This window comes from Chitinophaga sp. RAB17, from assembly GCF_052114225.1.
Classification (GTDB): domain Bacteria; phylum Bacteroidota; class Bacteroidia; order Chitinophagales; family Chitinophagaceae; genus Chitinophaga.
The window spans coordinates 446,763-467,504 of the sequence record NZ_JBFREI010000002.1 but is presented as its reverse complement, the minus strand read 5'-3'; the positions used below and the strand labels follow the sequence as shown (position 1 = coordinate 467,504).

Annotated in this window: 24 protein-coding genes; 14 read left to right on the top strand and 10 right to left on the bottom strand. The window is 43.9% G+C overall.

Going from position 1 to position 20,742, the window contains the following annotated elements:
- Positions 1–8: 8 nt before the first annotated feature.
- From AB4Z08_RS07915 to AB4Z08_RS07900, 4 genes are all read right to left on the bottom strand, one after another.
- A complete protein-coding gene (locus AB4Z08_RS07915) occupies positions 9–350 on the bottom strand; it encodes a DUF3817 domain-containing protein (protein ID WP_441573186.1) in 342 nt (113 codons plus the stop codon).
- A 467-nt stretch (positions 351–817) separates the two neighbouring features.
- On the bottom strand, positions 818–1,258 hold the full coding sequence (locus AB4Z08_RS07910) for a DUF6010 family protein (protein WP_441573185.1): 441 nt from the start codon (positions 1,256–1,258) through the stop codon (positions 818–820).
- Positions 1,259–1,328: 70 nt separating this feature from the next.
- On the bottom strand, positions 1,329–2,246 hold the full coding sequence (locus AB4Z08_RS07905; protein ID WP_441573184.1) for a helix-turn-helix domain-containing protein: 918 nt from the start codon (positions 2,244–2,246) through the stop codon (positions 1,329–1,331).
- Positions 2,247–2,523: 277 nt separating this feature from the next.
- Positions 2,524–3,078, bottom strand: coding sequence for a GNAT family N-acetyltransferase (locus tag AB4Z08_RS07900; protein WP_441573183.1), 555 nt, complete (start codon positions 3,076–3,078; stop codon positions 2,524–2,526).
- Positions 3,079–3,159: 81 nt separating this feature from the next.
- Between AB4Z08_RS07900 and AB4Z08_RS07895 the strand changes: the two genes are divergently transcribed.
- Entirely contained in the window at positions 3,160–3,870 is a 711-nt protein-coding gene (locus AB4Z08_RS07895; protein WP_441573182.1) for a hypothetical protein, read from the top strand.
- Between the two features lie 94 nt (positions 3,871–3,964).
- On the opposite strand, the gene tssD is transcribed toward AB4Z08_RS07895, so the two are convergent.
- Together tssD and AB4Z08_RS07885 are read right to left on the bottom strand one after the other, a co-directional pair.
- Positions 3,965–4,354 carry a type VI secretion system tube protein TssD gene (gene tssD / locus AB4Z08_RS07890; RefSeq protein WP_133806803.1) on the bottom strand — a complete coding sequence of 130 codons (390 nt, stop codon included), beginning with the start codon at positions 4,352–4,354 and terminating at the stop codon, positions 3,965–3,967.
- A gap of 180 nt (positions 4,355–4,534) precedes the next feature.
- Positions 4,535–5,227: a response regulator transcription factor gene (locus AB4Z08_RS07885; RefSeq protein WP_441573181.1), complete on the bottom strand. Its 693-nt coding sequence runs from the start codon at positions 5,225–5,227 to the stop codon at positions 4,535–4,537.
- A gap of 271 nt (positions 5,228–5,498) precedes the next feature.
- On the opposite strand from AB4Z08_RS07885, the gene AB4Z08_RS07880 reads away from it, so the two are divergent.
- Together AB4Z08_RS07880 and AB4Z08_RS07875 are read left to right on the top strand one after the other, a co-directional pair.
- On the top strand, positions 5,499–6,077 hold the full coding sequence (locus AB4Z08_RS07880) for a Crp/Fnr family transcriptional regulator (protein WP_441573180.1): 579 nt from the start codon (positions 5,499–5,501) through the stop codon (positions 6,075–6,077).
- Positions 6,078–6,149: 72 nt separating this feature from the next.
- Positions 6,150–6,575 carry an ester cyclase gene (locus AB4Z08_RS07875; protein WP_441573179.1) on the top strand — a complete coding sequence of 142 codons (426 nt, stop codon included), beginning with the start codon at positions 6,150–6,152 and terminating at the stop codon, positions 6,573–6,575.
- A gap of 41 nt (positions 6,576–6,616) precedes the next feature.
- On the opposite strand, the gene AB4Z08_RS07870 is transcribed toward AB4Z08_RS07875, so the two are convergent.
- Entirely contained in the window at positions 6,617–6,802 is a 186-nt protein-coding gene (locus AB4Z08_RS07870) for a hypothetical protein (protein ID WP_441573178.1), read from the bottom strand.
- 326 nt (positions 6,803–7,128) lie between these two features.
- Here AB4Z08_RS07870 and AB4Z08_RS07865 point away from each other — a divergent pair, with 326 nt between their 5' ends.
- The 5 genes from AB4Z08_RS07865 (at position 7,129) to AB4Z08_RS07845 (ending at position 9,679) form a co-directional block, all read left to right on the top strand.
- The gene (locus AB4Z08_RS07865; protein ID WP_441573177.1) at positions 7,129–8,013 is read left to right on the top strand and encodes a helix-turn-helix domain-containing protein; all 885 of its coding nucleotides are present in this window, start codon (positions 7,129–7,131) and stop codon (positions 8,011–8,013) included.
- A gap of 96 nt (positions 8,014–8,109) precedes the next feature.
- Positions 8,110–8,535, top strand: a complete 426-nt coding sequence (locus AB4Z08_RS07860) for a hypothetical protein (protein ID WP_441573176.1) — start codon at positions 8,110–8,112, stop codon at positions 8,533–8,535.
- A complete protein-coding gene (locus tag AB4Z08_RS07855) occupies positions 8,532–8,735 on the top strand; it encodes a helix-turn-helix transcriptional regulator (protein WP_441573175.1) in 204 nt (67 codons plus the stop codon). Before AB4Z08_RS07860 ends, AB4Z08_RS07855 begins: the two co-directional genes overlap by 4 nt.
- Positions 8,736–8,813: 78 nt before the next feature.
- Positions 8,814–9,413 (top strand): methyltransferase domain-containing protein, encoded by a 600-nt coding sequence (locus AB4Z08_RS07850; RefSeq protein WP_331956954.1) that lies wholly within the window; start codon positions 8,814–8,816, stop codon positions 9,411–9,413.
- A 26-nt stretch (positions 9,414–9,439) separates the two neighbouring features.
- Positions 9,440–9,679, top strand: a complete 240-nt coding sequence (locus AB4Z08_RS07845) for a hypothetical protein (protein ID WP_441573174.1) — start codon at positions 9,440–9,442, stop codon at positions 9,677–9,679.
- Positions 9,680–9,682: 3 nt separating this feature from the next.
- Here AB4Z08_RS07845 and AB4Z08_RS07840 read toward each other — a convergent pair whose 3' ends face one another.
- Entirely contained in the window at positions 9,683–10,309 is a 627-nt protein-coding gene (locus tag AB4Z08_RS07840) for a redoxin domain-containing protein (protein ID WP_441573173.1), read from the bottom strand.
- Positions 10,310–10,537: 228 nt separating this feature from the next.
- Between AB4Z08_RS07840 and AB4Z08_RS07835 the strand changes: the two genes are divergently transcribed.
- From AB4Z08_RS07835 to AB4Z08_RS07820, 4 genes are all read left to right on the top strand, one after another.
- A complete protein-coding gene (locus AB4Z08_RS07835; RefSeq protein WP_441573172.1) occupies positions 10,538–11,446 on the top strand; it encodes a bestrophin family protein in 909 nt (302 codons plus the stop codon).
- A gap of 167 nt (positions 11,447–11,613) precedes the next feature.
- Positions 11,614–13,077 (top strand): DUF3375 domain-containing protein, encoded by a 1,464-nt coding sequence (locus AB4Z08_RS07830; protein WP_441573171.1) that lies wholly within the window; start codon positions 11,614–11,616, stop codon positions 13,075–13,077.
- A 4-nt stretch (positions 13,078–13,081) separates the two neighbouring features.
- Entirely contained in the window at positions 13,082–13,672 is a 591-nt protein-coding gene (locus AB4Z08_RS07825) for a DUF4194 domain-containing protein (RefSeq protein WP_441573170.1), read from the top strand.
- Positions 13,653–17,042 carry an ATP-binding protein gene (locus tag AB4Z08_RS07820; protein ID WP_441573169.1) on the top strand — a complete coding sequence of 1,130 codons (3,390 nt, stop codon included), beginning with the start codon at positions 13,653–13,655 and terminating at the stop codon, positions 17,040–17,042. Before AB4Z08_RS07825 ends, AB4Z08_RS07820 begins: the two co-directional genes overlap by 20 nt.
- A gap of 75 nt (positions 17,043–17,117) precedes the next feature.
- On the opposite strand, the gene AB4Z08_RS07815 is transcribed toward AB4Z08_RS07820, so the two are convergent.
- Both AB4Z08_RS07815 and AB4Z08_RS07810 read right to left on the bottom strand, forming a co-directional pair.
- Entirely contained in the window at positions 17,118–17,453 is a 336-nt protein-coding gene (locus AB4Z08_RS07815; RefSeq protein WP_441573168.1) for a hypothetical protein, read from the bottom strand.
- A 184-nt stretch (positions 17,454–17,637) separates the two neighbouring features.
- Positions 17,638–18,012: a winged helix-turn-helix transcriptional regulator gene (locus AB4Z08_RS07810; RefSeq protein ID WP_441573167.1), complete on the bottom strand. Its 375-nt coding sequence runs from the start codon at positions 18,010–18,012 to the stop codon at positions 17,638–17,640.
- 115 nt (positions 18,013–18,127) lie between these two features.
- Here AB4Z08_RS07810 and AB4Z08_RS07805 point away from each other — a divergent pair, with 115 nt between their 5' ends.
- Positions 18,128–19,138 (top strand): zinc-dependent alcohol dehydrogenase family protein, encoded by a 1,011-nt coding sequence (locus AB4Z08_RS07805; protein WP_441573166.1) that lies wholly within the window; start codon positions 18,128–18,130, stop codon positions 19,136–19,138.
- Positions 19,139–19,352: 214 nt separating this feature from the next.
- On the top strand, positions 19,353–20,741 hold the full coding sequence (locus AB4Z08_RS07800) for a cytochrome ubiquinol oxidase subunit I (RefSeq protein WP_441573165.1): 1,389 nt from the start codon (positions 19,353–19,355) through the stop codon (positions 20,739–20,741).
- Position 20,742 lies beyond the last annotated feature (1 nt).

Below are 20,742 nucleotides of genomic sequence, written 5' to 3'. Positions count from 1 at the left end.
CTGGCAGGCTACAGCCGGCGAAGCGCAGCATTTTCCTCTTCCAGGGGCTTTATTTTTGATAAAATCTTCTTATCAACATAGAAGGTCCCAAAAGGAATAATACAGGCCAACAATACCTTCCAGGTAGTAGTGCTGAATTTCCATTTATACGCAATTCCTACGCTTATGGTATTTAGCACGAAAAACAAAAAAAGCAAGCCGTGTACAGGGCCCAAGGCTTTTACAAAGGACGGATCATGATAAACATATTTTAATGGCATTCCTACACCCACCAGCAACAGTAAAGAAATGCCTTCCAGGAAAGCGATCACCCGAAGTCGTCCGGGTTTTGTTTCAAGTAATTTCAGCATCGTTAAAATGATCTTAGGTATGGCCGGTTTGCCAACGGCGAAAACGGCCACGGTATAGCAATAAAAAGAATAACTACAGCCAGCAAAAACCACAGCGTCATGGTTTTAAACTTTTTATGATCTGTATCCATCCGTTTCGAAACAGAGGAACCGATAGTGATCAACACTACTGATAACGTCATCAGTATAATGTGTATCAACCCAAAAAATAAAAAGTCGAACTGCCTGACCGCTTCGTGAAAATGACTCCTGAAATAACTGACCAGGGGACTATTAAAATACAGGACATACCCTATGGCCAGCTGTATATGGGCAATTGTGGCCGTAATATGCCTGATGCTGTCATCCCGCCTGGTAAAAGCAGTATTGCCAGCCCAACCCCTTATGCCGCTGTAAATCGCGTATAAGAGGCTTAATAACACGCCCCATCGAAAAATGGAATGAAAGAACAACAAGTAAATATACATTCAACTAAAATTTGACACCAAAGGTTGCTTCTTACCAAATAACTGAAACACATTGGGAGCACCGCAGAAAAACCAGATCGCCAGGATGCTGTCACATACAGCGCATCCGGCAGAAGAAGATGGGCTGAAAGGAATAATCGGGTTGGCATATAAGTGATGTACCATATCCCAACAGGTATGCAACAACCAGCCTATCCCGATAAAATAATACCTGGTCAATCCATGATAGGCAACGATAGCCATCAATGTACAAAAAGGAAATTCCCATAAACCAAGGCCACCACTAAGGTAGGCCGCTCCTGCACCAGCAATCATAATAGCATTGAATTTTTGCCGCACAGGTTCTTTGAGAAGAGAAGATAGCACAATGTATATTACGGCTACACCAGCCGCTCCTGCAGCGTTTATCATCGTAAACGGCGGCACTGCATGTGGTTCCATTCTTTGTGATTTTTTATACCGCAAAGTTCAGGGTTGACACTACCAGCTGTTAGGACGAAGGAAGGGAGTTTCAGGACTTTTCAATCATTTTACGAAAATCAGAAGGTGTGATGCCTTCATACTTTCTGAACAACCGTGAAAAGTAGGAAGGATCATCAAACCCTACTTCTCCTGCCACCTCACTTACAGACAAATCACTCTGGCTAAGCAGCACCTTGGCTTCCAGGACAATCGCCTCATCTATCCAACGGGTGGGAGATTTCTGCGTAACCGTTTTCACCATCTTGTTTAAGTGGTTAGGCGTAATATTCAACAGTGCGGCATAATCCGTCACATGGTGCAGTGTTTTGATGTTGGAAAAGATGAACTCTTTAAACCGGTTGGTAATATTCACCGCAGACGGTTGATGGCCTCCGGATAAGGAAGTATATTGTTGCTTCACTTCACACAACAAGGTGATCAGGTAAGGTTGTATAATTTCCAGGTTACTGATGCCATTCCGGGTATAATCAAACAGTATGCGCTTAAAAAGGTACAATACAAACTTCGCTGTTTGTTTGTCCAGGCTGATCATGGGATTTCCCCACACCCGCAAAAATTCAAAATCTTTCAGCGGATCATTTTTTGTAAATTTCCCGATGAGCATATCATGATGAAAATGACATAAATATCCTTTGTTCACATCATTTTCCTTAAACGAAAAAACCTGTCCGGCAGGTACAAACAGCAACTCATCTTTATGAACTGTATAGGTTTCACTCCCTATTTTCATCACGGCTTCTCCCGCCGTAACATAGAGGCAACTGTGATTCACCGATCTCGATGCCGGCACAGCACGCGTAACCAGCCGATACATCTCCTCCAGCTTCACAATAAAAAATTTTGAAAAGTCAGGCTTCAGCATGGCATCCAGCTCCTGCCGGGGATGCATGAACTTACTGGTAAAGGCATCAGCATTGTATACTTCGATCGGCTTTCTGATCGTCATGAGTAAGGTGTTTTGTCCAGTGCCTGTGTGGTTCTTACAGATGCTTTCCATACGGTCACTACTTCCGGATAGTCCATTGCAACTACGCCTTCTATCTTGTATTTCATCCAAAAAAATTCTGATCTCAAATGTACTGCTTCATGTCTTTTCCTGGCTTTTAAAGCGTATCAAAAAATACGGAAACGTCAGTGGCAGACCAGGAGCGAAAAGCCATTAAAATGATATGATATTCTGGAACGAACGATGGCGGCGGCTGTTTGCGGGATAGCCGCTGCCGTTATACTTTATCACTTGTCAGTGAATAACATAAAATCCTCGTCATATCTTCTTCTTTTTCGAGGCGTTGTCTGAGTACATCATCTATCGCAAAATGGAATCGTTCCAGGAGTTTGATGGAACGTACATTTGCATCGAAAGGTAAAGCAGTAATTTTCCTGAGTTGCATCACTTCAAATCCAAACCGGATCACAGCAGGAATCACTTCCTGCATGATACCTTTCCCGAAAAATGCGGACTGCAGTTCATAACCCATTTCCGCTTCGTCCAGCTCCGGAACTATGTTCCAGAAGCAGATGGTACCTATGGGCCTGTTATGATCTTTTTCCGTGATAACCCAGTACATGCTTTTATGGGTGCTGATGTTGGCCATTATCATTCCCAGGAACTTTTCTGCGGCTTCTATGGTAACGGTAGGCGACCGGTCAAGGAATTCATTGACCAGTGGATCTGAGCGCATAATAACAAATTCAGGAGCATCAGATAATACAGGTGCTCTTAGTAGAAAACGGGAAGTAGTCAGCTCGGAGTATGGGTTAAATTCAAATGTTAACATGCACTAAATTTAGCGATTATCCTGGTATAAAAAAAGCTGCGGATAATTATATTTGTACGCACAAAATCAAAATCTATACTAATGGAAAAGTTGTTAAAAGAAGTCAGGATACTGAAGATCTATGCCCTCACACTTACTGTCATTTTCTCTTTATTTTTATTCATGTCTTTCAGACCAGATATTACCCGTCAGAAATTCCAGGAAATTGATGTGGAACGCATTAATGTAGTAGAGAAAGATGGTACGCTGAAAATGGTGATCTCCAATAAAGCCCGGCAGCATCCTGGCATGATGGATGGTAAAGACATACCTAAACGTGATCGTCCTGCAGGTATAATATTCTTCAACGGCGTGGGTGATGAATGTGGCGGTCTCATATATGAAGCAGACAAACAATCTGCCGGCATGGTTTATTCTGTGGATCAATATAAAAATGACCAGGTCATGCAGCTACAATACGATGAGAATGTGGCCGGCAACAAAAAGGATCGCTCCTACGGTTTAAAAATATGGGATCAGTCAGATGATTTTCCTTTGTCGGCAAAAGCAAAAGTGTTTGATTCGCTCGCCGCACTTAAAAATGATGCTGTTTATGAAAGGGAAGTACAACGTATGGCAGATGCCGGGTTACTAACGAAAGAACGCCTGTTTATAGGCAAAACCAAAAGGGGAGAAGTAGGTTTATTTATTCGTGATGAAAAAGGGAAAACAAGAATAAAACTCTATGTAGATAAAGATAATAAAACGGTGATAGAGATGCTCGATGAAAACGGACAGCCCATATCCAGGTAATTCATCTCTTTTAAACAACAATAGCCTGAATGGATCACAGCAATGGCTGTCCATTCAGGCTATTGTTTTAAAAAGATCAGGAGTAAAACGAACGCTATACAGGCCACGGGTTCTGGTAGGTGGAGTTATTCAACTTCACTTCCCGGGACGACAGGGTTAACTGAATTTGTAAGGGTTGCTCATTGTTGGAATTAAATAGTTCTGAATACGCTACGCAATAAGCATCCGTAAACTTCAGCTCCTTTAGCCTGGACATAGAGTCGCGCCGGAAGAAGGTTATGCTGCCATTTTTTGTTTGGGTATTGGAGATCATCCAGTCAAACAAACTGGTTTCCCCGGCAGACTCTATCAGTAAATCAATGGAACCTCCTTTTGGGCGGGCAGCGGGCTTTCCATTATGATCTGTGTTTTGGGTAAATGAAAACCTACATTCGAGGACATTCATTTCTTCCCCATCGATGTTGAGAACAGCTTTAAAAGACATAATTTATCTGGTTAACAAGCCCATTGCAAGGCGCAACAGACAGGCACAAAAATATGGTATACAGAATGAAAATACACTTTTCTGTTTACATGCAGAAAAATGGCGGGTTATTTTTTCCGACACCGTCAAAGTGCTTACCTGCACTATATTTCAGCGCACCAATGATATAATATATAATATCTATATAAGGTCAAATGCCTGCGCGAAACTGGTCAGGTCGTAACTGGATTGGGCCCCGATTTTTGCTTTAATATTACGCCGGTGGGTAACGGCTGTTTTTTCGGAAATACTGGCTTTTGCTGCAATTTCTGCGGCACTCAGTCCCAGCGCCAGCAGGCGCAGGATTTCCTTCTCCCTCCTGGTAAGGGAGGCAAAAATATGCTGATTGCGKCGCAGGAAATTATTCTCTTCCAGCAAGCGGTTTACTTTGCTGGTCACGTGGTGTAGCGGATCAATGGGAGTAGCGCAGGTAATTACATGGGTAGGCATCCCGTTGGCATCCCGTATAAATACCCTGGTAGAGCCCAGATGCCAGGCCCAGTCCCGTGAACTCGCCATCCTTACCTGTTGAAAAAAAGTAACAATCATATTCGCTTCTGCCGGTGCATCCAGCATAGCTACTATTTTTGGCACATAGTCGGCCACATCATGCGGATTAAAGAAGGTATCGTAATACTTTGGCCCCATTTCCCGCAGCTCATCCAGCGTAACGCCTAATTCCCTGCAGCCCCGTGGCGACATATACTCTACGTAGCTTTTCAATACATTCATGACTATTACCACTACCGGAAGTTCTTTGTCTATGGACTTTAAAGCGTTCAACTTATCATCCAGCCCGGATTCATCATTTCTAATTGCAGCGTGCTCCATCATGTACCTGATATAAATCTTGTATAGGAATTTCTCTTAGACGTTGGTTGATTACTATGCTCCTGGAACAAATGTAGGTAAAAATAAGAAAGGGTCCCTCACGAAGAAGAGACCCTTTTTTGGGGATAGAAAATACGGTGATTGACTAAATCAGGTGGATGACTTTATAATGAGGTAAGTGAAATCAGATTATTTTCACAAAGGTATGTTAAAGTATATGGGAATCAAATACCTAATTGTGAGTATTTTTAAAAAACAAATGCACCTTCATGTTATGAAATCTACCCCGCAACATTTGCTGGAAAGTCTCTCCCACATAGCGCCCATGGACGCCGGGGCAATGGCGTTATTTTTAGATGGAGCACAACAACAGATAGTAAAAAGAGATGACTATTTACTACAGGAAGGTCATCGATGCCACTATATCTGGTTCATTGAAACCGGCGCCTGCAGAGCGTTTTACGACAATGGCAAAAAAGAAACCAACACCTCATTTTACTTTGAAAATACCTTTTTAACCAACTTAAGCAGCCTGCGGAACAACGTTTCCTCGGAATATAATATCCAGGCAATGGAGGCAACTACTTTATGGAGATGGCATAAAGATGAGCTGTCCCGTCTCTACGGCATATCGCCCGGGATTGTTGTCTTTGGCCGCCAGTGGCTGGAACACCTGTTGATTACACAGGAAACACATAACGACTGGCTCAAAAAAAATAACCCGGAAGAAAGATACCAATCCATTTTAGCCCATCACCCCGAACTGATACAACGTGTATCTCTTACACAACTCAGTTCCTACCTGGGCATCTCCCGCGAAACACTCAGTCGCATCCGCCGCCGGCTCCAATAGCCACAGAATGTGACGTTTGACACAATTCCACCATTCCCGGCAGTATACCTTTGTATGGTAAAACTAACGGTCATGACTATACAACAACAGAAAGATTTCATCGGAGAATTTATCAACATCATCTGGAACCAGGGCGACACCTCCCGCCTGAACGAATTCCTTCACCCCTCCTATACCGATCATTCCATTCCCGCCACCCTCCCGGGCAATGCAGACGGGCTAAAACAATGGGTAACACTCACACATGGCTCCTTTGTTCCGGAAACAATTATAGAAGAACAGGTGGCTGAAGATCAGAAAAGCATGATTAAAATAACAATGCAAATGAAACACATCGGAATATGGCGGGGAATACCACCCACCGGACTAACGGTAACGACTAAAGGTTACCGCTGCTTCCGATTGCAGGATAACCGGATCATCGAACATTGGGCACTGATAGATGGCGCCGCATTGGAACAGGCGCTGTTGGGGACAACGCATGTATGCGCCAGATAGCTGTTAGCCATTAGCCGGCATTAACCCAGCCTTTGTTCCTTTCAGCGATAACCTAAAAAAGCTACTTTATCCAGCCATTTTTTATACATTCTATCATTAGCTCCGCCGGGTAATATAAAACTAACCGTACCATGGGTGGTATCCCAGGCGTTACCACCAGGTACTCCCGGACTGTTTAGGTACCATGTAATACAGATTGCACCATTGTGTTCATAACTGTCCCGCATAAACGAATGCGTTTTTCTAAACGGTATGCTGCCAATTAATCCCAAGGCGCCTATGAATTTAATTTACGCATTATTTATAGTACTATTTTATCATCTAATTACACTTTGATAACCATACAAAATAAGTGTACAACACACACATATACCTTTGCATACCCTTACATACCTGCATTAATGGCATTATCATAAATAAAGTAAAAATTGTTTTTTACACAGGATACTATTATTTTTATGATGTTTTTTTATCATCATCCACCATTACAACAAGTAGTCATTATTACATATTCCACGTAACGCCCGCTGTTCAGGCACAAACCAGGTTAATTATGCAAAGCAAATTATTAAGAGAAATCACGCCACTGACCCAAAGTGATTGCTTCACATTATTTTCCAGGGAGAAGAAAAATTTTGACTTCCCGTTGCATTACCATGATGAATTTGAGCTAACCTTTATTCAACATGCCAGGGGAGCCAAGCGGATTATCGGGGATCATATAGAAGAAATTGGAGAACTGGAACTGGTGCTGGTAGGGCCTAATTTGCAACACGGCTGGTTTAACAACAAACATGAAGGAGGTACTATTAAAGAAATCACCATTCAGTTTCACCGCGATCTGTTTGACGATAAATTTTTACAGCGTAACCAAATGAACTTCATCAAAAGTATGTTTGAGCGTTCCCTGCGGGGTATCCTTTTCTCCGCAGAAACAACCCTGCAAATCATACCTCGCCTCATTCGCTTGCCGCAGCAACAAGGTTTTGATTCCGTACTGGAGCTGATGTCAATATTACACGATTTATCTACCAGCCGCAACATGCGCATGCTGTCCGATTCCACATTCGGTACTACAGAAACATTTTCCTACAACAGTCGCCGGATAGAAAAAATCATGACTTACCTCAATGCCAATTTCGATAAAACCATTTCCCTTGGAGAGGCCGCTAAGTTAGCCGCGATGACGGAAGTAGCTTTCAGCCGGTTTTTTAAAGCCAGGATTGGTAAAACGTTTGTAGACACCCTGACAGAAATCCGGCTGGGCCACGCCTCCCGTCTGTTGATTGAAACCACCCATACGGTCAATGAAATCGCTTCCAGGTGCGGATTCAACAATATCTCCAATTTCAACCGCATCTTTAAAAAGAAGAAAGACTGTACGCCTAAAGCATTCAGACAGGCATATACTTCTTCCGGCATCCGGACCTTTGTATAAACGCATTCGCGAGCGTTAGTCGTGTTTATTTTACTAAATGTAAAATAAACTTGTCTTTTTGTAAGAAATACTTATCTTTATAAAAAGACCTATATCATGAAATCACGTTATTTACTACCACATTTCTACAAGAAAATCGGAGGCATTTTATTCCTCCTGTTTCTGGCGTTGTACCTGATAACCCTTACAGGCATTAGCATTAAATGGTTGAGCACAGAGAAGAGTGAACTCTCTGTGGATGGTTTTGCCGATGAAGTGATCGTGACTGGCCTTGTTATCAGCTTGTTAATGATTGCCTTTTCCAAAGAAAAAAATGAAGACGAATTTATCGCTACAGTTCGCCTGGAATCCCTGCAGTGGGGTATTTATATTAACTATGGCTTGCTGGTAATTGCGACCTGGGCATTCTATGGCTTGAATTTCTTTTCAGTCATGATCTATAATATGTTTACGCCGCTGGTATTTTTCATTCTTCGTTTTCACTATGTAATTATTAAAAACCGCCGAACTTTACCTTCATGAAAAACACCATAAAAGTGCAGCGGGCTATTCATAATATGACGCAGGAGGAGCTGGCGAAAAAAACCGGTGTATCCCGCCAAACCATTAATACCATTGAATCCGGTAAATATGTGCCCTCTACCGTACTGGCCCTGAAGATGGCAGCAATATTTAATATATCCGTAGAAGAAATCTTCTCCCTGGAAGCGTCAGATGAATAAAGTATAAAATGCTTATATCTTCTTTTTCCACTTACTAATCTTTAAAGCTTACGGTAAAGTCGTACCTTTGCGGCATTCATGCAGACTTCTACTTTATTAAAGCCGAGTTGCTACGTAAACGATGCCGCTTTTGACTGGTTGTATCCCGAAAAGATACAACAACTATCAAGACGTCACTGGACGCCGATTAGCATTGCTAAAACAGCCGCCCGTTTTCTTGCTAATGAACCAGGAAAAAAAATCCTGGATATTGGAAGCGGAGTTGGGAAATTTTGCCTGGTGGGTGCCCGTTTTTACCCGGAATCTACTTTTTTTGGTATAGAACAACGTGAAGAGTTGCATCAGCAAGCCATGGAGGCTAAAGAGGTGATGCAGGCACGCAATGCGCATTTTATTCACGGCAATTTTACGCAGACAGACTTATCGGCATACGACGGTTTTTACTTCTATAATTCCTTCTTTGAAAACCTGGTCGATCAGGATCAGATAGACGACAAAGTGGAACAATCAACAAGTTTATATAATTATTATAGCCGCTACTTATTTAAGAAGTTAGAAAGTAGTGCAAGCGGCACAAGACTGGTGACCTTTCATAGTCTTGAAGATGAGGTACCACCCTGTTATCAGCTGGTGGATACTTCTATGGATTTAATGCTCAAAATGTGGATCAGAAGATAGGAATAAGCAATAAAAAATTTATTACCATGACGACAGATGAACATGCATTACTGATAGTTGCACAACTCGGTACGGCAAAGGACTACACGCAGGCAGATCAGATCCTGTCAGCAGCTGAAAAAAATCATCAACTGTTATTTAAAGACATCCTCACTTCCCTTCAGGAAAAAATAGAAAATTTATCACCGCTGGACTGCAACAGTTCACAGTGGAGCATTTATCGCTATACACTGATGTGTATACACTCCATGATGGAACCCGCCTGATTTTCAGGCACTGATAGCCAGCTTCTTGTCGATCGCAGCTACCAGCGTTTCCGGTGAAAATGATTCCTGTAAGTACAGATCAACAAATGTGTAACTGATTTCCAGTGATGGCGTAACCAGGTAGATGGCCGGCACAGGCACATCTGCGTTTACACCGGATACAAAACCCCAGATAGGGTCTGACTCCCTGTAAATACCCGCTTTCCTGGCAATGCGGTGTTGTGCGTCATGCACTACATCGAAAGGCAGTGGTCCGGGATTTACAGTGGTAAAATGCTTTTTGTCTTCACTGGATACCACCAGCAAACGTGCGCCTGCAGCTTCAATAGCAGCATGGCTTTCCCGCAGCTGTGCGATCAAACGGTCGCCATAACCATTCCAATGCCAGGAATAAAAAGCAATCACCAACGGCTGTGCTGTGATATGATGCAGCGATGCTCCCTGATCTACATGACTCAATAAAGCAGCACTATTAATAATGCGGGATTCTTCCAGCAAAAATTCGGGGAAATAATTACCTGTAGACAAAGGGTTAATCTTCTCCCGGGTTCTTATAGGACTGGGAAAATTTTCCGGAGTAGGGGTCGGTAAGTAATCGGCGTATCTGTAGAGCGTTGACAGTGATGACATAATAAAGGCTTTTTTTAATGGCTGATAAAATGGCCGCTGTTATAGGTTTGGTGAATATCTTTTGCTATTATGAAACAAATATAGGGAGAATATTTTAATTACCCTACTATTCCTATAGACTATTAGTGGATTAAAATATAAATAATTGATTTCTAAAGAGATAATATTCCCACTTTTTTTATTTAATTTGAAATAAGACCGTTTACCCAAAAAAAATACTGCAAGAATATGCTGCTGAAACACAGACTATCACTCAGCCAGATCTTTTCCTTTACCTGGAAAGTAGATCTCATGTTGCTGGGATGCTGTACCCTCGTGTATTTACTGGACACCTACTGGCTGGCATCACATGTATCCATCCCTGTCACCGTTTCTGCAGTATTGGGTACTGCCATCGCTTTTTTTATAGGATTTAATAACAACCAGGCCTACGACCGATGGTGGGAGGCCCGCAAAATATGGGGAGCCCTCGTAAATGACTCCCGTTCCTGGGGCCGCAGCATGTTATATTATGCCGCCACCCCAGGCGATCCGGCTACCCAGGCAATAGTTCGCCACCTGATCTACCGCCACCTGGCATTCATTTGTGCCCTCAAAGCCTCCCTGCGCAAGCGCCCGGACGATTATTATACCCGCTACCTCACACAGGAAGAAATTGCAGATGTCCAGAAACAAAGCAATATCCCCAATGCGCTCCTGAACATGCAAACCCGTGACCTGCAGCAACTCCGGGAATCCGGCGCCATAGACGGATTCCGCTTTATTGAGCTCAATCAGATCCTGGTAAGACATTGCGATGCTATGGGACAGTCCGAAAGAATAAAAAATACCGTGTTCCCTCCCAGCTACGTATACTTCACCCAAATGTTCATCTGGTTTTATGTCATCATGAATACCCTCATGATGACCGAATCCATCGGGATGTGGGCCATCCCCTTCGGATGGATGTTTGGATTTGTATTCCATGTCACCCACCTGAATGGTATCACCCTCATGAATCCCTTTGAATTCCAGCCCCTGGCCATTCCGCTGGACAACATCTCCAGAACGATAGAGATCAACATCATAGAGCTCCTCGGAGATGAACCTGTGCCTGCACCAGTACAACCAAGACTCAACGGGCTTTATATTATGTAAAAGCGGAAAAGAAGGCCTTCGACCTTTGCGTCTAAGCAGGATTAAATTGATTTTGACAATTTTAATTTCTATAAATGAAATAAAATCACCGGAATCAGTCTGATTCCGAGCAAAGAAAAAGCGCCGAAGACGCACCCCATCCGCAGTAATTCCTTATTTTTACAGCTATGACGTATGACCAATTATGTAATCTATATGCCCAGTCAGTAACACTCAAGATACTCCGGGCACGTAGCGCGCCAATGATGCTGTCATTTTTTCATTACACATTCAAGGAAAAAAACCAAACGACCATTTCCAATGTGGAACTGGTAACCCGTTTATCAGATTATCTGGGCGTAACCGGTTATCAGACCACTGATGATGAAATAGACGCTACCAGCCTGCTGGAAAACGATGATGTGAAAGCCAGGAAATATATTGATCAGTGGAGCAACAAAGGCTTCCTCCGCAAATACCCTGACGACGACGGACTGGATATCCATGAACTCAGCAGCGACATGGAAAAAGTAATGCACTGGGTATCCACCCTCCAGAAACGCGAATTTGTTGGAACAGAAAGCCGCTTCAAAGATATTTTCTCTAAACTCAAAGAACTCATCGATCAGAGTAACAAAGACCCTGAACAAAGGATTCAGGAGCTGGAGAAAAAGAAATATGAAATAGAACAGGAAATAAAAGCCATCACCATCACCGGCAAAGTACAGGTGTTTGATGATACCCAGATAAAAGAAAGATTTTACGATGTAAACCGTATGTCGCGCGAACTCCTGAGCGATTTTAAAGAAGTAGAACAAAACTTTGAACAGATCACCCAGGAAATATACCGCAAACAAAGCGAAAGAGACATCGCCAAAGGCGCTCTGCTGGCTTATACGCTGGACTCCTTCGAAGCCCTCCGTCAAAAAGACCAGGGCAAAAGCTTCTATTCCTTCTGGCAATTCCTGATGGATGAAAACAAGCAGGAAGAAATGCGGGAGCTTATAGAAAAATTGTACGAGCTGCTGGAAGACCGGAACATCGAATACAAAAATGACCGCTTCCTCAAAAAACTCAAACAATTCCTCCACGCCTCCGGGAAAAAAGTAATTGATGCCAACAAAAAGCTGAGCGATAAACTCAGCCGGGTACTCAGCGAAAATAACCTCACCGACCATAGAAAAGCCATGGAACTCATCAACGATATCCGGCAACTGGCGTTTCAGTCGCTCGATAATCAACCTGGTGAAGAATTTTTTATAGAGATAGAAAGCGATCCGGAAATAGACCTCCTGGACCGATGGGAAATGGCCGATGAGAAAAAACCGAATGTGGAAGTGGAATTCCCCGATGGCATGGGCGGCACTGAATTTGACGCCAATGACCTCAACGCATTATTTAACCATTTCAATATAGACCGCGCCCTGCTGGAAGATCGCATCTCCACACAGCTGCAAAACAAAAAGCAGGTCAGCCTCAAAGAACTGGTAGACATCTATGGCGCCGAAAAAGGGCTCACAGAACTGATCACCTATTTCTCCATCGCCAGCCAGTCGGCTCACCATATCATTCTGGAAACACCAGACCCGGTGATGCTGGGCAGCCGCACCATCAACATGCCCATGGTGCTGTTCACAAATTCACAAAACTAAAAACATGGCCGAGAAAAATATATCTCCCTTTGCACACGTGTTTCTAAAACTCATGCAGGGACCCGTATACGAAGAAGATAAATCTTACTGGAAAGACCTGCTCGGATGGCAGACAGAACTCAGCAAATACCTCCAGCAAACAGGTTTACAACTCATTGTCAGCGAAGCAGACGGATTTGCACGCATCGTACAACCTGAGGCAGATGAAACCACTGAAAAAGCACTGCCCCGCCTCATGCGCAAAACCAGGCTTACCTACGAAGCTACGCTACTCTGTATTGTACTCCGGGAAGCCCTCGATGAATTCGATATCCAGGGAAATGGTACCCGTCTTTTTATGACCCAAAAAGAAATCAAAGAAAGACTGGCCCTCTTCTTCAAAGAACGACACAACAAATCAAAACTGCTGAAAGATCTCAACAAACCTATCAATAGCCTGCTAAACATAGGTGTGCTGAAAATTACCCGGGAAGACGCTGCCAATAAGGAGCTACATCAATACGAGGTAAAAAGAATTATTAAAGCACTGGTTAATAACGAGAAACTGGAAGAAATAAAATCAAAATTAAAACTGCATGTCCACCCTGTTCAATAGTGATTCAAAAGAAAGTGGATTCCGGTTGCATTACCTCGAAATATACAACTGGGGCACTTTCCATAATAAAATATACCGGCTCAATACCAATGGTAACACCTCCCTGCTCACAGGCGCCAATGGTAGCGGCAAAACAACACTCATCGATGCCCTGCTGACACTACTCGTGCCCGCCGGCAAACGCTTCTATAACCAGTCATCCGGTACCGAACAACGGAAAGACCGCGGCGAAGAATCTTACTTCTGGGGCTACTACGGTAAAACATTTTCCGAAGATTCCCTCCAGTCAAAAACCGAACAACTCCGCCACAAAGAAAACAATCCGTACTCCGTACTGCTCGCATATTTTTATAATGCTGCCACCATGCACCAGATCACCCTCGCACAGGTGAGATGGCATTCCGGTGAACTCAAAAGGCAATACATTGTATCTCCGCATAAACTCAATATCAACGACCATTTCGGTAATGGTAAATTTGATGTGAAAGGAGACTGGAAAAAAAGGCTCCGCCTCGAATTTCCCAAAACGGAAATCACTGACAGCTTCAAAGAATACGCCGCCCTGTTCAGCAACATATTCGGCTTGAGAAGTGAAAAAGCCCTGTCTCTCTTTAACCAAACCGTAGGTATCAAAGTACTCGGTGATCTGAACACCTTTATCCGTGGACAGATGCTGGAAGAAACAGATAGTGAAAATGAATTCCTGAAACTGCGCGAAAACTACGATAGCCTGCTTACCAGCCATCGCGCCATACAGAAAGATGAAACCCAGTTGAAAATGCTGGGCCCTATCATCGATAATAAAGCAGCCTGGCAACAACYGCAGGACCGCAACCGCGAACTGCAGATGCTACAGGATATCCTACCGACCTGGTTCAACAAACAGGAAAAAGATATCCTGGAGAAAGAACTGGAAATACTGCAGAAAGAACAACAGGTGACCGGCAGTACACTCAACAGCATCAACGAACACCTGCAATCTATCAACCTGCGTAAAGACGAGCTGATAGCCCAGAAAGCCAATAACAGCGTTGACGAACAGCTACGTTCCATCGAAAAATCCATCCACTACGAACAAAAGGCACTCGAAGCCAAACGTAACAAGATGGAAGAATATAATATGCTGGCAGACAGACTGGAACTCGCTCCCAATCCGGACGAACAACAGTTCCATGAAAATATTACCGGCGCAGAACAACTGAAAGCAGGACACGATAAACAGCTGGAAACATTACAGGAGGAAATGTTCCATCATAAAAGCAGTCTGGCTGCCGAAAGAACACAGGCATCCCGGCTGGAAGAAGAAATCGACTCCTTCCTTCACCGGAAAAATAATATCCCCTATGAACTGATCCGCATCCGTCAGCAACTGGCAGATATGCTGGAGGTACAGGAAGAAGATCTTCCTTTCGCCGGCGAACTGATCAAAGTAAAAGATGCGGAAATCCACTGGGAAAACGCCATCGAAAAAGTATTGCACAACTTCGGTCTGCGCCTCCTCGTACCCGAAGAATATATCATGGACATCAACCGGTATATCAATTCCAACAACCTGCAAACCCGCCTCGTATACCACAAAGTAGAAGAGGAGAGTTATACCATGTTGCGGATGCCTACCGAAAAAGAAAGTCTGCTGCAGAAAATAGATATCAAACCCGGCACCCACTTCAAAGAATGGCTGCAAAACCAGCTGCTCGACCAATTTGACTATACCTGCACAGATGATATGGCCGTATTTAACCGGTCGCGCAAGGCAGTTACTTCCAACGGACTAACACGGCAGGCTACACGCCATGAAAAAGATGACCGCCCTAACCGTTCCCAGCAAAACAATTATGTACTGGGATGGAATAATAAAAACAAATTACGCCTGCTAAAAGAAGAACAGGACGAATGCAATAATAACATTGCCACCATACAGCATAACATTTCTCAGCTGGAAGAAAGCCGCAAGGCCGTTACCACCATCAATACACTGCTGAACGCATTCCTGTCGCTGCGCAACTACAGTGAAATCAGCTGGCAGTCACATGCCGGCGTTATCGAATCCTTTGCACGCGAAAAATCACAACTGCTGCAAACCAGCGATAAATACCAGGTGATCTGCGATCAACTGGACGATGTTATCGCACAACTACAAGGCAAAGAAAAAGAGAAAGAAAAAACCCTGCAGGAAAAGGGTAGACTGGATGATAAAGCAGCAGAAAAACTGCGTCATTTCAACCAGCTGAAAGTCAATAAACTCGATGATATTTCCCTGCAATACGTGCTGGAATACCTCACCGACCTCTCATTGACCGAACCTGCGGAAACGACCCTCGAGCTGGCTTCTTACCGCAAACGGGCAGACGACAACATGAAAGCAACGCTGCAGGATGCCATGCGCCAATCTGCAGAAAAGGAAGCCGAGATCACCCGGCAGCTCTCCGCTTTCGTAATGCCGCCTAAAGCAATTCACGATGCCTATCCTGACTGGCTTGGCGATGTCACCGACCTCCAGCCTCATGTGAAATACATCGAAGAATTTGCCTCCCTGTATGAACGCATCAAATTCCAACGCCTCATTGAACATAAAGAACGGTTCCGTAAATACATGGACACCAGCATGCTCAATGCCATCACTAACTACCGGGCATGGATATACGGACAGGAAGACCTGATCCGCGAAGTAATGGAAGACCTGAATGAACCATTGCGTAACATTACCTTCAACAAAAATCCGGATACTTATCTGCAGCTGGAATGCCGTCATGTAAAGGATGTAGAAATACGCAACTTCAAAGAAAAACTCAGCAACGCTGTACCTGACTCCTACAAATATCACATGGAAAAGGACGAAGCCTATGGTGATCAGCTCTTCGAAAATATAAAACTGCTCATCCATGAATTACAGCAAAATGAAGCATGGCGCCGTAAAGTAACGGATGTGCGCAACTGGCTCGACTTCGGCGCCAAAGAGTTTTATATCGCAGATAATAAGGCCTTCAAATATTATGAAGATACTGCCAGTCTTTCCGGTGGTGAAAAAGCGCAATTCACCTACACCATCCTGGGAGCAGCTATTGCCTACCAATTTGGTATCAACGAAGCCAACAGGCAACACCGCAGCTTACGCTTCATCACCGTGGATGAGGCATTCAGCAAACTGGATCCGGAAAAAAGCCATTACCTGATGGAGTATTGCGGACAGCTAAATCTGCAGCTGCTGGTAGTAACCCCATTGGATAAACTCAATATCGCAGAACCGTATATTCATGCCTGTCACTTTGTAGCGAATAAAAACAAACGCGATTCAGTGGTATATAATTTTACCATGGAAGAATACAGAGACAGGAAGAAAGAATTTGAGGCCATGGCAGTGATGTCGTAACATCATCAGCGCTTAAAAATACAATGGACTGACCCACCCGTAAAGGCAGGTCAGTCCATTTTTTTTAATGTTTACTCAATCCTGCAAACAGGCGAAACCCTGAATTACATAATAGGTTGGGCTGATAGACCCATCTGACCATTCATAATGATAAAAACAGCGGAATCTGATAGGGGTACCTGGTATCGTTTGTGATGAGGTATAGTGAATTTGCCCCCATTCACATACGCCATTGATACACTTCTTGTTTACAGCAGTACAGTTTAAACAATCATCTACCGTTTTTGTGTTTGCATGGGCTGTTGATACGTTGGCGGCAGCGGCAACATTACCAACAAGCAGATGTTTCTGAGAGTGCAACACCCCCATCACACCACATGCCAGTAAGGCAGGTACAAAGAATTTTTTCATAGATTAATTTTGAGGTGAACAGAATACTAAATGGTTAACAATATCAAATTTCCGGGTAACAGGTTAGTATAAAAATACGCATTGTTTTTTGCAGAAATTTCCCTGGCAGCAGCTTTTTTTTACATGAGAAGTAGGAAGAAATAGCTTCTTCAAAAACAGGTAGATAGGGTAACTTTTCAGCAATTTATTCTGCAACGAGTTCTTTCAATACCGGCTCGCACACCGGCTCCCTTCCCATTTGTTTTCTGCCCCATGCACTCAGCTGCAAAATAAAAGGCAACAGCTCTTTGCCTGTATCAGTTAACTGGTATTCAACCCGCGGAGGTACTTCCAGGTATACATGCCGGGTTAACAGGTTATCTTCTTCCAGTTCACGCAGTACCTGCGTCAGCATCTTGGCGGTAATCCCGGTCACCAGGCGGCGTAATTCCCCATATCTCTTTATGCCGTTTCTCAGCTGGTAAATAACACGGCCTTTATGCTTGCCGCCAATACGCTGAAAAGCATAATCTACTGCACAAACCGTATCGGGATGAATATTTTTTTCAGATTTCTTCATTTTTTTGGCATTGATTATCAGCAATAGTATCCATATGGTACCTACATTCCCAAATGGTGCATACTTGTCCGATGTGAAGTTAGTATGCAATTTTGTCTCAGAAAAAATTATTCTTATGAAAGCAATACAGCAAATAGCATTTGGACTGGAAAGTTTACAACTCTCAGAAATACCTACACCAACGCCTGCACCGCATGAGGTACTGGTAAAAATAGAAGCTGCTTCCCTTAATTACCTGGACGTGGCCCTGGCTACCGGTACCTATAGCAAAGAGTTGCCGTTACCCCGTATTCCCACATCGGACGGCGCCGGAGTAGTAGCTGCCATCGGTGGCAATGTAAGTAAATGGAAAGTAGGGGACCGGGTGATGATACATTACAACCAGCTTTGGCAGAATGGCCTGGCTACTCCCACCACCAATCATATCAGAACCGGCGTCAGTACACCCGGCTTGCTGGCAGAATATGCAGTAATCCCCGAATACGCATTGGTACGTACTCCTGCTAATCTCACCAGCGTAGAGGCGGCCACGTTACCTGTTGCCGGCGTTACTGCCTGGACCGGATTAATGAGCTATGCCCATATCAAACCAGGACAAACCGTGCTCACACAAGGTACCGGCGGTGTTTCTCTCTTTGCCCTGCAAATTGCACTGGCGGCAGGCGCCAGAGTAATAGCTACCAGCAGTAACCCGGAGAAATTAAAAAAACTACAGGCATTAGGCGCACATGAAGTCATTGACTATAAAAAATATCCGAACTGGCACGAAGAAGTAAGACGACTCACAAATGGTGCAGGCGTAGATGCTACCCTGGATATTGCCGGTGCTGCCACCATCGTCAACTCTGTGAAATCTGCCGGCTTTAACAGCTTTGTAGGACTGGTAGGATTCATTGCAGGCGCACAGTTACCGCTCGATCTTTTTACCATCGTAGGCAGCTATATCAGATTACAGGGATATTCTGTAGGTAGCCTGCAAAGTTTTGAAGAACTGGCAGCCGCCGTGGAAGTCAGTAATATTCATCCGATAATTGATAGCGTATTCCCTATAAGCAAGGCGGAGGAAGCATTCCGGCACATGGGCAGCAGTAATTATTTCGGGAAAGTAGTGATAGAAATTAACTAGTGGACTATACATATAAACGTCCTGCGCTACGGCAGGACGTTATATCAAGTAAACCATTACACTAAAATTATTGTTTCAAGATAGTAAAAACAAGGCGATAAACCGGTTATTTACTTGTTAAGGTGATGATAACATTATATTTTTATCAATACATGACAAACATCAGTTTCATGGATATCTTCACCAACTACCTTTGCATCAATAATTTGATATTATGCCTTCCGTAGAAATACTATCCAGAATACAGTTTGCCTTTACCATTGCCTTTCATTACATCTATCCTCCCCTGAGTATAGGGCTGGGGCTATGTCTTGTGATCATGGAGGGTTTGTATCTTAAAACCGGTCTTGCGCTCTATAAGGATATCACCCGATACTGGATTAAGATCTTTGCGCTCATTTTTGGTATCGGTGTAGCCACCGGTATTGTGATGGAGTTTGAGTTTGGCACTAACTGGGCCACCTATTCACATTATGTGGGTGATATTTTTGGCAGCGCCCTGGCAGCGGAGGGCATCTTTGCCTTTGCCATGGAATCCGCTTTCCTGGGGGTATTGCTGTTTGGATGGAACCGGGTCAACAAAGGTGTCCATTTCTTTTCTACCTGTATGGTAGCATTAGGTTCAATTTTCTCCGCCCTTTGGATTGTTATTGCCAACTCCTGGCAACAAACACCTACCGGATTCCGTATTGAAGGCCACGATATGCAGGCCCGTGCGGTAGTAACGGATTTCTGGGAAATGGTATTTAATCCTTCTTCTGTAGATCGCTTCTCACACGTCATTATTGGTTCTTTCCTGGCCGGCTCTTTCCTCGTGATGAGCGTGGCCGCCTGGTATATATTAAAACAACGTTTTGTAAAACACGCGCAGGCCATGTTTAAAGTAGGCCTGGGAGTGGCGGTCATAGCAGCTTTGATGCAACTGTTCACCGGTCACCGGTCAGCACACTATGTGAGTAAATACCAGCCCGCTAAGCTGGCAGCCATGGAAGGACACTACGATAGTTCATCCGTAGCACCCATGTACCTGGTAGGATGGGTAGATAATAAAAATGAAAAGACAACCGGTATCAAAATTCCCGGTGGCCTATCTTTCCTTACCCATGGCAGCTTTTCAGCACCGGTAGAAGGTTTGAGAGCCACGCCTAAGGAAGACCGCCCCGGCGCTGTGAATTTTGTCTTCCAGATGTATCACCTCATGATTACCATCGGTATGATACTCATAGGGCTTACGTTATTAGCTGTTTTTCTTTTATGGAGAAAGAAACTGTTCAGCCAGCGCTGGCTGATGATCATCTTCGCCTGGGCAGTTGTACTCCCGCAAATCGCCAACCAGGTAGGATGGTATGCGGCAGAAGTAGGGCGTCAACCCTGGGTGGTATACAAATTACTCCGCACCTCCGATGCCTTGTCCCGTAAAGTGACAGCAGACCAGGTGATGTTTTCCCTGATATTATTTACACTGGTATATATGTTGCTGTTTACCCTGTTCATCTATTTGCTGACCCGGAAAATACAGCATGGGCCTGACATTTCAGAGAATGCGGAAACTGAATTTGATGGCTATTACCATGACAACCTTACTTACCATCCTAAATCATAGC

What these genes read in the sequence shown, in the direction of transcription:
- tssD (WP_133806803.1), bottom strand. Translation starts at nt 4,354, where the DNA reads ATGTCTTTTAAAGCTGTTCTCAACATCGATGGGGAAGAAATGAATGTC.
- AB4Z08_RS07865 (WP_441573177.1), top strand. Translation starts at nt 7,129, where the DNA reads ATGCAAAGCAAATTATTAAGAGAAATCACGCCACTGACCCAAAGTGAT.
- AB4Z08_RS07815 (WP_441573168.1), bottom strand. Translation starts at nt 17,453, where the DNA reads ATGAAAAAATTCTTTGTACCTGCCTTACTGGCATGTGGTGTGATGGGG.
- AB4Z08_RS07855 (WP_441573175.1), top strand. Translation starts at nt 8,532, where the DNA reads ATGAAAAACACCATAAAAGTGCAGCGGGCTATTCATAATATGACGCAG.
- AB4Z08_RS07810 (WP_441573167.1), bottom strand. Translation starts at nt 18,012, where the DNA reads ATGAAGAAATCTGAAAAAAATATTCATCCCGATACGGTTTGTGCAGTA.
- AB4Z08_RS07875 (WP_441573179.1), top strand. Translation starts at nt 6,150, where the DNA reads ATGACTATACAACAACAGAAAGATTTCATCGGAGAATTTATCAACATC.
- AB4Z08_RS07830 (WP_441573171.1), top strand. Translation starts at nt 11,614, where the DNA reads ATGACGTATGACCAATTATGTAATCTATATGCCCAGTCAGTAACACTC.
- AB4Z08_RS07800 (WP_441573165.1), top strand. Translation starts at nt 19,353, where the DNA reads ATGCCTTCCGTAGAAATACTATCCAGAATACAGTTTGCCTTTACCATT.
- AB4Z08_RS07835 (WP_441573172.1), top strand. Translation starts at nt 10,538, where the DNA reads ATGCTGCTGAAACACAGACTATCACTCAGCCAGATCTTTTCCTTTACC.
- AB4Z08_RS07845 (WP_441573174.1), top strand. Translation starts at nt 9,440, where the DNA reads ATGACGACAGATGAACATGCATTACTGATAGTTGCACAACTCGGTACG.
- AB4Z08_RS07900 (WP_441573183.1), bottom strand. Translation starts at nt 3,078, where the DNA reads ATGTTAACATTTGAATTTAACCCATACTCCGAGCTGACTACTTCCCGT.
- AB4Z08_RS07910 (WP_441573185.1), bottom strand. Translation starts at nt 1,258, where the DNA reads ATGGAACCACATGCAGTGCCGCCGTTTACGATGATAAACGCTGCAGGA.
- AB4Z08_RS07915 (WP_441573186.1), bottom strand. Translation starts at nt 350, where the DNA reads ATGCTGAAATTACTTGAAACAAAACCCGGACGACTTCGGGTGATCGCT.
- AB4Z08_RS07840 (WP_441573173.1), bottom strand. Translation starts at nt 10,309, where the DNA reads ATGTCATCACTGTCAACGCTCTACAGATACGCCGATTACTTACCGACC.
- AB4Z08_RS07880 (WP_441573180.1), top strand. Translation starts at nt 5,499, where the DNA reads ATGAAATCTACCCCGCAACATTTGCTGGAAAGTCTCTCCCACATAGCG.
- AB4Z08_RS07895 (WP_441573182.1), top strand. Translation starts at nt 3,160, where the DNA reads ATGGAAAAGTTGTTAAAAGAAGTCAGGATACTGAAGATCTATGCCCTC.
- AB4Z08_RS07805 (WP_441573166.1), top strand. Translation starts at nt 18,128, where the DNA reads ATGAAAGCAATACAGCAAATAGCATTTGGACTGGAAAGTTTACAACTC.
- AB4Z08_RS07870 (WP_441573178.1), bottom strand. Translation starts at nt 6,802, where the DNA reads ATGCGGGACAGTTATGAACACAATGGTGCAATCTGTATTACATGGTAC.
- AB4Z08_RS07860 (WP_441573176.1), top strand. Translation starts at nt 8,110, where the DNA reads ATGAAATCACGTTATTTACTACCACATTTCTACAAGAAAATCGGAGGC.
- AB4Z08_RS07825 (WP_441573170.1), top strand. Translation starts at nt 13,082, where the DNA reads ATGGCCGAGAAAAATATATCTCCCTTTGCACACGTGTTTCTAAAACTC.
- AB4Z08_RS07850 (WP_331956954.1), top strand. Translation starts at nt 8,814, where the DNA reads ATGCAGACTTCTACTTTATTAAAGCCGAGTTGCTACGTAAACGATGCC.
- AB4Z08_RS07905 (WP_441573184.1), bottom strand. Translation starts at nt 2,246, where the DNA reads ATGACGATCAGAAAGCCGATCGAAGTATACAATGCTGATGCCTTTACC.